The sequence below is a fragment of the Paludibacter sp. 221 genome (assembly GCF_010501035.1).
GTDB lineage: Bacteria > Bacteroidota > Bacteroidia > Bacteroidales > Paludibacteraceae > QVMH01.
On sequence record NZ_QVMH01000099.1, the window covers coordinates 1 to 1,260 of the forward strand.

The 1,260-nt window shown below is 34.1% G+C and carries 1 pseudogene; it reads right to left on the reverse strand.

The window, feature by feature from the left end:
- Nucleotides 1-409: 409 nt before the first annotated feature.
- Nucleotides 410-941: pseudogene (locus D0T49_RS12895) on the reverse strand (dihydrofolate reductase family protein).
- Nucleotides 942-1,260 lie beyond the last annotated feature (319 nt).

Genomic DNA, 1,260 nt, shown 5'->3' on the forward strand with positions numbered 1-1,260 from the left:
AACTAATTCGCAATGAATTAGTTGGGATTAATTGTTTGATTTGTGAATAGCCCTAGATAAATGTTTTTTCAATTTCCCACCTGCTGATGATGACAAAGTGCTTTATCGGCATTTCAAATATTGGATGGATTTTTTGGTTGATGAAATAAGTGTTTTTAATAACCCCATAATTATATCGTTAGGCGAACCATTAATAAGGCAGTTGCTAAATTGCACGAAAAGAGATGTTAAATATTACTGGGATTATATTGGGAATACAAAATCTGGACGAAATTTTAAATATATAGATGCAAAAAATAATTACTTAGGGCAAAGAATATTCCCCCTCGCACATCAGCCAACTTGTAAGAAAAATGACTTTTATAAATTGTATTTGGATGATTATTTGAAGTTTATAAATGAGACTATTTTATCGGATTAATTCATTACTAAAATGATATGTTGCACATAATATCCCACCATCCAGTGAACGATAATCTGATAATTCCCATTCTGAACCGATTGTTTTTCCGATAAAAGAAACACCTTCGCCCAACATGAAAGGAACAGTGTAAATTGTCAATTCATCCAGCAGTTGAGTATTGATTAAAGATGTGATAAGTTTACCGCCCCCAATAACTACCAAATCGGATTCTGTATCTTTTTTTAGTCCCTGAATAACATCGAAAGGATTGTCGGTTATGAAAGATAAATATTCTTCCTGAATAGTATTTATGGGGGTATTTGCGACAACAAAAGTCTTTTTACTTTTGTATGGCCAACCACCCCCACCGTTCAAAAATAAAATTATAGGTATTTGTGCCGGAAATCAGCGTTTCTGCGGAACTATATACTTTGCTGATAGATTCTTTTACTTCTTTTGTAATCCAATCTATTTCACCATCTTTACGGGCTATAAATCCATCAAGAGATACAGCTATTTGCGCTTTTAAGATTCCCATATCAATAGGTATTAAACAGTTATTAAACTGTTCGCCAGCCCATCAAAAAGAAGCGTGGAACTCACACTGCTCCGATACGAGGTACTGGCATACCTAAGAATAGAAGACAGGCAAGCCCACGCTATACAACGATAGCATAGACATTGCACAGTTGTCCCTATTCTTTTGAAAATTGCCAGTTTTCGTATCGAGACGTTCTGCGAACGTTATGTTATATATCAATTCTGAAAGATTAACTTTCAGCTTTTTATCTCAAATTTTCTTCTGCAAATTTATATAGAAATCTTCGATTTCTACGCCCGTATTGATAAAAAGTCGA